Genomic DNA, 6,520 nt, shown 5'->3' on the forward strand with positions numbered 1-6,520 from the left:
ACCATCATCAGCGTATTGAGGGATCGAGAGATGTCAGTCGCTATCAGCCGTATCGAAGATGCCCCGGTGCATGCCAGCCCGGCGCCCGCGGAAACGCTCTACCAGTTCGACGAAACCCCGCTGCTGGCTCGACAGCGCCAGCAGGAATCCAACGCGCGCAGCTACCCGCGGCGCATTCCCCTGGCGCTCAAGCGCGCCAAGGGTATCTACGTGGAAGACGTGGAAGGCCGCAGCTTCATCGACTGCCTGGCCGGCGCCGGCACCCTGGCGCTGGGGCATAACCACCCGGTGGTGATCGAAGCCATCCAGCAGGTGCTCAGTGACGAACTGCCCCTGCACACCCTGGACCTGACCACGCCGGTCAAGGACCAGTTCGTGCAGGACCTGTTCGGCCTGTTGCCGACTGCGCTGGCGCGCGAAGCCAAGATCCAGTTCTGCGGCCCGACCGGCACCGACGCGGTGGAAGCCGCGTTGAAGCTGGTGCGCACCGCCACCGGGCGCAGCACGGTGTTGTCGTTCCAGGGCGGCTACCACGGCATGAGCCAGGGCGCGTTGAGCCTGATGGGCAGCCTGGGGCCGAAGAAACCCTTGGGCGCCTTGCTCGGCAATGGCGTGCAATTCCTGCCGTATCCCTACGACTACCGTTGCCCGTTCGGGCTCGGCGGCGCCGAGGGTGTGCGGGTCAACCTGCATTATCTGGAGAACCTGCTCAATGACCCGGAAGCCGGGGTGTTGCTGCCGGCGGCGGTGATCGTCGAGGTGGTGCAGGGCGAGGGCGGCGTGATCCCGGCCGATCTCGACTGGCTGCGCGGTTTGCGACGGATCACCGAGCAGGCCGGCGTGGCGTTGATCGTAGATGAAATCCAGAGCGGTTTTGGCCGTACCGGCAAGATGTTTGCCTTCGAACACGCCGGCATCATTCCCGACGTGGTGGTGATGTCCAAGGCCATCGGCGGCAGCCTGCCGTTGGCGGTGGTGGTGTATCGCGACTGGCTCGACACCTGGTTGCCGGGCGCGCATGCCGGGACCTTCCGTGGCAATCAGATGGCCATGGCGGCGGGCTCGGCGGTGATGCGCTACCTCAAGGAACATGACCTGGCTGGCCACGCGGCCGCCATGGGCGAACGCCTCGGTGAACACCTGAGAATCCTGCAGCGTGAATTCCCGCACCTTGGCGACATTCGCGGGCGTGGGTTGATGCTCGGCGTGGAATTGGTCGACCCCGAGGGCACCCTGGATATCCAGGGCCATCCACCGGTGCATCGCCAATTGGCGCCGCTGGTGCAGCGTGAATGCCTCAAGCGCGGCCTGATCCTGGAACTCGGCGGCCGGCATGGCAGCGTGGTGCGCTTCCTGCCGCCGCTGGTGATCACCGCCGCCGAAGTCGACCGAGTGGCCGAGATCTTCGGGCGCGCCCTGGCCGCAGCGGTGGCCAGCCTCTAATTTTTTTACGCTTTGGTACGTTTCTACAGATATCAGCGCTGCGCGTGGTGCGCAGCCAGCCTTTGAGCGATGGAGAACAGCAATGACCTCAGTATTTGACCGCGACGACATCCTGTTTCAGGTAGTGGTCAACCATGAAGAACAGTATTCCATCTGGCCCGACTACAAGGCGGTGCCAGAAGGCTGGCGCACCGTGGGCAAGAGCGGGCTGAAGAAAGAATGCCTGGCCTACATCGAAGAAACCTGGACCGACATGCGTCCGTTGAGCCTGCGCCAGAAGATGGACGGCGCCGCGCTGTCCTGAACCCGCGCTGCAGCAGGCTCGGTTGTTGTGATATGCGGGTCTGTTGTGGCCTCAAAGCTTGTTGGGGTGAGCAGGGCTATTGTGGTGAGCAGGCCTTTTTGTGGTGAGCGGGCTTGCCCCGCGTTGGGCTGCGAAGCAGCCCCAAAACCAGCCGCTGATGTTTACCTGATGCACTGAGTGTTTCTTGAGAGGGGGCCGCTACGCAGCCCAACGCGGGGCAAGCCCGCTCACCACAACAGCCCCGTTCAACCCAACAAGACCTCAGGCCACCACAGTCCCTTCCCACTCACGCGTTCTTCTCTTTCTCCAACCCGCCCGACGCCCCCGTCACCACCTGCACGCTCAAGCGCGGGGTGGCCAGGTCCAGGCCGGCTTCGTCCAGGTGGCGTTTGAGCGACAAGTTGAACGCCCGCGACACTTCCCATTGCTTGATCGGTGCCGTCTTGAACCGCGCGCGCAGGATCGCGCTGCCGGATTCGAAGCTTTCCACCCCCTGGATCTCCAGTGGCGACCAGATATTGCGGCGTTGCAGCGGGTCGTTGCGCATCTTCTGGCCGACATCGCGCATCAGCTTGATCGCGTCGTCGATTTCCATGTTGTAGGGGATCGCCACGCGAAAGATCGCGTAGCCGAACTCCCGCGAGTAGTTCTTGATGCTCTTGATCTCGCTGAACGGGATGGTGTGCACGATGCCGTCGATATCGCGCAGGCGCACGGTACGGATGGTCAAGCCTTCGACCGTGCCGAGGTGGCCGCCGACATCCACGTAGTCATCGATGGCCAGGGAGTCTTCGATGATGATGAACAGGCCGGTGATCAAGTCCGCGACCAGCGACTGTGCACCGAAACCGATGGCCAGGCCGATCACACCGGCACCGGCCAGCAGGGGCGTGACGTTCATGCCCATGTTCGCCAGCGCGACGATGGCCGCGATGATGAAGATGGTCACGAACAGCACGTTGCGGATCAGCGGCATCATCGTCTGCGCGCGGGCATTCGCCAGGCCTTTGCGCGAGCGGGTGAGGGCGTGGTGGATCGCGGTGTCGCTGAGGATCCAGATCAGCCAGGCAAACAGCAGCGTGCCGCCCAGGCCGAACAGCTTGACGCTGATTTCATGGCCGTCGCCTTCGGTAAAGCGGATCAGCGACAGGCCCCAGACCCGCAGGCCCAGCTCGATAAACACCAGCCACACCACCAGGTGAGCCAGGGTGTAGACGAAGCTTTTCAGACGTTCGGAGTACAGCGCATGGCGCTTGTGCCCGCGTTGCGGCTTGAGGGCGTGGCGGCGGACCAGGCCGTTGATCACCATGCACAACACCAGCAGCACCGTGCACAACAGTGACTGACGCAGGGCGGTACTGGTGTCGCCGGCGGATACGAAGGTGGCGAACAGCGAGATACCCACCAGCAGCAAGGCCGGGATGTACCAGAACGAACCGATGATTTCGATGGTGTCGCTGAGGGCGCGGCGCGTGAGGCGGCGTGACAGCGGCTGGTTGCGGATCAGGTGGGCGATCGGACGACGAAAGCGCAGGATGAACACGCCGGTGGACAGCGCGGCCATCACATTCGCCACGGTCGCGGCAGTGTGCGCCAGGTGCTGTCCCAGGGCCTGCATCATCCGTGGGTCGCTCAGCGCCTCGCCGAAGGCCGCAAAGCTGCCGATCAGCCACAGCGGACGAAACGCCTGGTGGCGCAGGATATACAGCGCGCGGTGACGGTGGGGGCCGTCCAGCACCGAAAACGCGATGACGCAGATCGCCGAGAAACACGTGCCGACCACCAGGGCGTAGGCCAGCACCATCGCCAGGGATTTACCCAGGGACGAGGGCAGCGCGTAGCTCAGGTACACGGTGATCACCAGCGCGATCAGCCACGGCCCCAGTTTGCGCAGGGCAAAGCGCAGCATGTCCCAGGTGCGCGGGTGTTGCGGCAGTTCCTCGGGCAGGCCGAAGCGCTCACGCACGCGGTGGCTCAGCCAGATCAGCGCGGCTGCGAGCAGGCTCCACACCGCCAGGATCAAGGCAAAGCCGAAAATGATCGGCAGCCATTCGCTGGCCGGCAGCATCAGCGCACCGAGTTCATCCTTGGCCAGGTCGACTTCATTGGACCAGCGTCCCAGCGGGCTGTCGGCACCGGAGAACTGCTGCTCAAGGCCCGACAGCGTACTGCCGATCAACCCGAGCACGCCTTGTTCGGCGGCCGGCTGGGCCTTTTGCGTGGCTTCGCGCAGTTTCTTCAGGTCGCTCAGCAACTGGGTGCGTTGCTGGTCGTTTTCCAGGGTCTTGATCACCTCGTCCAGGGACTGGCCGAGCGGCACTTCGGCCTGGGGTTGGGTCTTGTTGGTGCTGCCCAGCAGGCCGGGCAGGCTCACGGCCTGGGCAGGCGCGAGCGGCAGCAGCGTGAGCAGAGCGATCAGGAGGTAACAGGGCAGGGCGAACAGACGGGAAAGCACGAGGCGGTCAACCTTGGAAACGACGAATTGACCGAGTGTACGAGGCCGCTATGCCCAATGCGAGTGCATTTGTCATTCGGCCAGTTTGGCGAGGATCTTGTACACCACGGTGCCCAGGATCAGCAGCATGCCCACCCACATGCCGAACACCCCGGCAGGTTTGTCACGAAAGTTGAAGCCGACCGCGAGCATGATCATGCCGATCACAATAGGGATAAGCATGGCGTGGAAGGAGGACATGGAGATCATCGGGCGACGGCCTTGTCAGAGTGGGAATTCTGACAAGTCTAGGCCGGATTGCGGAAAATGCAGGTGATACAGATCAGGTGTGCGCAGAAATGAATGTGGGAGCGGGCTTGCTCGCGAAGGCTATACATCAGTCAGCCGATTCAGTGGCTGACACACCGCCTTCGCGAGCAAGCCCGCTCCCACAGTTCTGACCGCAGTCAGTTGCCGAGATCAGGGCAGGTCGCGGCTCGCGTAGAACGCGCCGAGTACCTTCACCAGATGCGCCAGGTCATGGCTGCCGCACAGTTCACGGATGGAGTGCATGGCAAACGTCGGCAGGCCGATGTCCACGGTGCGCACGCCCAGGTGGCTGGCAGTGATCGGGCCGATGGTGGAGCCGCAGCCCATGTCGCTGCGCACCACAAAGCTTTGCACCGGTACTTCCTGGGCCATGCACAGGTGGCGGAAGAACCCGGCGGTTTCGCTGTTGGTGGCGTAGCGCTGGTTGCTGTTGACCTTGATCACCGGGCCGGCGTTGAGCTTGGGGCCGTGGTTGGCGTCGTGCTTTTCGGCGTAGTTGGGGTGCACGCCGTGAGCATTGTCCGCAGACACCAACAGCGATTTCTGAATGGTGCGTACGAATTCATCACCTTCCGGCAACAAGCGCCGCAGGGTCTGTTCGAGCATCGGGCCATCGGCGCCGCAGGCCGAGCAGGAACCGACTTCTTCGTGGTCGTTGCACACCAGCACGCACGTTTCATCGGTCTCGCTGGTGAGCAAGGCTTGCAGGCCGGCGTAGCACGACAACAGGTTGTCCAGGCGTGCGCCGGCGATGAAGTCGCCATTCAGGCCGATCACGGCGGCGCTCTGGGTGTCGTAGAAGCTCAGCTCGTAGTCGAGCACCACGTCGGCGTTCAGCCCGTGTTCGCGGGCCAGTTGCTCGGTGAGCACGGCGCGGAAGTCCACGCGCTCATCGCCGGCAAACTGGGCGAGGATCGGCGGCAGCTCGGTCTGCGCATTGATCGCCCAGCCCTGGTTGGCTTCACGGTTCAGGTGAATGGCCAGGTTGGGAATGATGGCGATGGGCAGCTTGAAGTCGATCAGTTGGCTTTCGACCTTGCCGTCACGGCGGAAGGTGACACGGCCCGCCAGGGACAGGTCGCGGTCGAACCACGGCGCCAGCAGCGCACCGCCGTAGACTTCGACGCCCAACTGCCAGAAACCCTGGCGCTGCAGTTCCGGTTGTGGCTTGACGCGCAGGCACGGGCTGTCGGTGTGGGCGCCGACCAGGCGGATGCCGCCCAGCAGCGGCGAGTGGCGGCCGAGCTTGAAGGCGATGATCGAGGAGTCGTTGCGGGTCACGTAGTAGCGACCGTTGGCTTCGGTGGTCCAGGTTTCGCGCTCGTCGAGACGCTGGTAGCCGGCGGCTTCGAGGCGCTGGGCCAGGGCGGCGGTGGCATGAAAAGGAGTAGGGGAGGCCTTGAGGAAGTCGATCAGGCCTTGATTCAACGCTTCGCGCATAAATAGCTCCAGACAGCAATGCGCGGAGTTTACCGTATTGGCTACACATTTGAAGTGAAGCTGCCTTCTTGAGCACCACACAGAACCAGTGTGGGAGCTGGCTTGCCTGCGATGGCTGTCTGTCAGTGAAAGATTTGAGGCTGACACACCGCCATCGCAGGCAAGCCAGCTCCCACATTTAGGCGGTGTAGTGGCTGGAATCTCAGCCGCCCGGTTCTTGCTCAATCCCAGCCACACAGCGCCCCCCCTGTGGGAGCCGTCGAGCCCCAGCGAGGCCGCGAAGGCGGTGTGTCAGGCACAGAGGAGCTATCAGGGCCACCGCCTTCGCAGCCTCGCTAAAGCTCGACATCTCCCACAGTTGGGCGGAGTGGTGGCTGGAATCTCAGCCACATAGCGGAACCTAGCGGTCGCTGGGATCCAGCTCACCCAGCGACACTCTGCAGAAACTGCAATCAGCGAAACCCGGTGCCTGCTCAATCCCAGCCACACAGCCGCCCCCCCTGTGGGAGCCGTCGAGCCCCAGCGAGGCCGCGAAGGCGGTGTGTCAGGCACAGAGGAGCTATCAGGGC

At 63.6% G+C, this 6,520-nt stretch carries 5 protein-coding genes; 2 read left to right on the plus strand and 3 right to left on the minus strand.

From position 1 onward, the window contains the following. Positions 1-30: 30 nt before the first annotated feature. Positions 31-1,443, plus strand: coding sequence for an aspartate aminotransferase family protein (locus AC07OJ_RS17115; protein ID WP_120449306.1), 1,413 nt, complete (start codon positions 31-33; stop codon positions 1,441-1,443). An 82-nt stretch (positions 1,444-1,525) separates the two neighbouring features. After that, on the plus strand, positions 1,526-1,747 hold the full coding sequence (locus tag AC07OJ_RS17120; RefSeq protein ID WP_065903458.1) for an MbtH family protein: 222 nt from the start codon (positions 1,526-1,528) through the stop codon (positions 1,745-1,747). A gap of 286 nt (positions 1,748-2,033) precedes the next feature. Here AC07OJ_RS17120 and AC07OJ_RS17125 read toward each other — a convergent pair whose 3' ends face one another. The 3 genes from AC07OJ_RS17125 to AC07OJ_RS17135 form a co-directional block, all read right to left on the minus strand. Next, positions 2,034-4,202 carry a mechanosensitive ion channel family protein gene (locus AC07OJ_RS17125; protein ID WP_065903455.1) on the minus strand — a complete coding sequence of 723 codons (2,169 nt, stop codon included), beginning with the start codon at positions 4,200-4,202 and terminating at the stop codon, positions 2,034-2,036. A gap of 72 nt (positions 4,203-4,274) precedes the next feature. Further along, a complete protein-coding gene (locus AC07OJ_RS17130) occupies positions 4,275-4,442 on the minus strand; it encodes a hypothetical protein (RefSeq protein ID WP_162946051.1) in 168 nt (55 codons plus the stop codon). Positions 4,443-4,661: 219 nt separating this feature from the next. Beyond that, positions 4,662-5,951: a M18 family aminopeptidase gene (locus tag AC07OJ_RS17135; RefSeq protein WP_065903452.1), complete on the minus strand. Its 1,290-nt coding sequence runs from the start codon at positions 5,949-5,951 to the stop codon at positions 4,662-4,664. Positions 5,952-6,520 lie beyond the last annotated feature (569 nt).

The sequence above is a fragment of the Pseudomonas sp. GW821-FHT09C08 genome, assembly GCF_059418125.1.

What these genes read in the sequence shown, in the direction of transcription:
- AC07OJ_RS17115 (WP_120449306.1), top strand. Translation starts at nt 31, where the DNA reads ATGTCAGTCGCTATCAGCCGTATCGAAGATGCCCCGGTGCATGCCAGC.
- AC07OJ_RS17130 (WP_162946051.1), bottom strand. Translation starts at nt 4,442, where the DNA reads ATGTCCTCCTTCCACGCCATGCTTATCCCTATTGTGATCGGCATGATC.
- AC07OJ_RS17120 (WP_065903458.1), top strand. Translation starts at nt 1,526, where the DNA reads ATGACCTCAGTATTTGACCGCGACGACATCCTGTTTCAGGTAGTGGTC.
- AC07OJ_RS17135 (WP_065903452.1), bottom strand. Translation starts at nt 5,951, where the DNA reads ATGCGCGAAGCGTTGAATCAAGGCCTGATCGACTTCCTCAAGGCCTCC.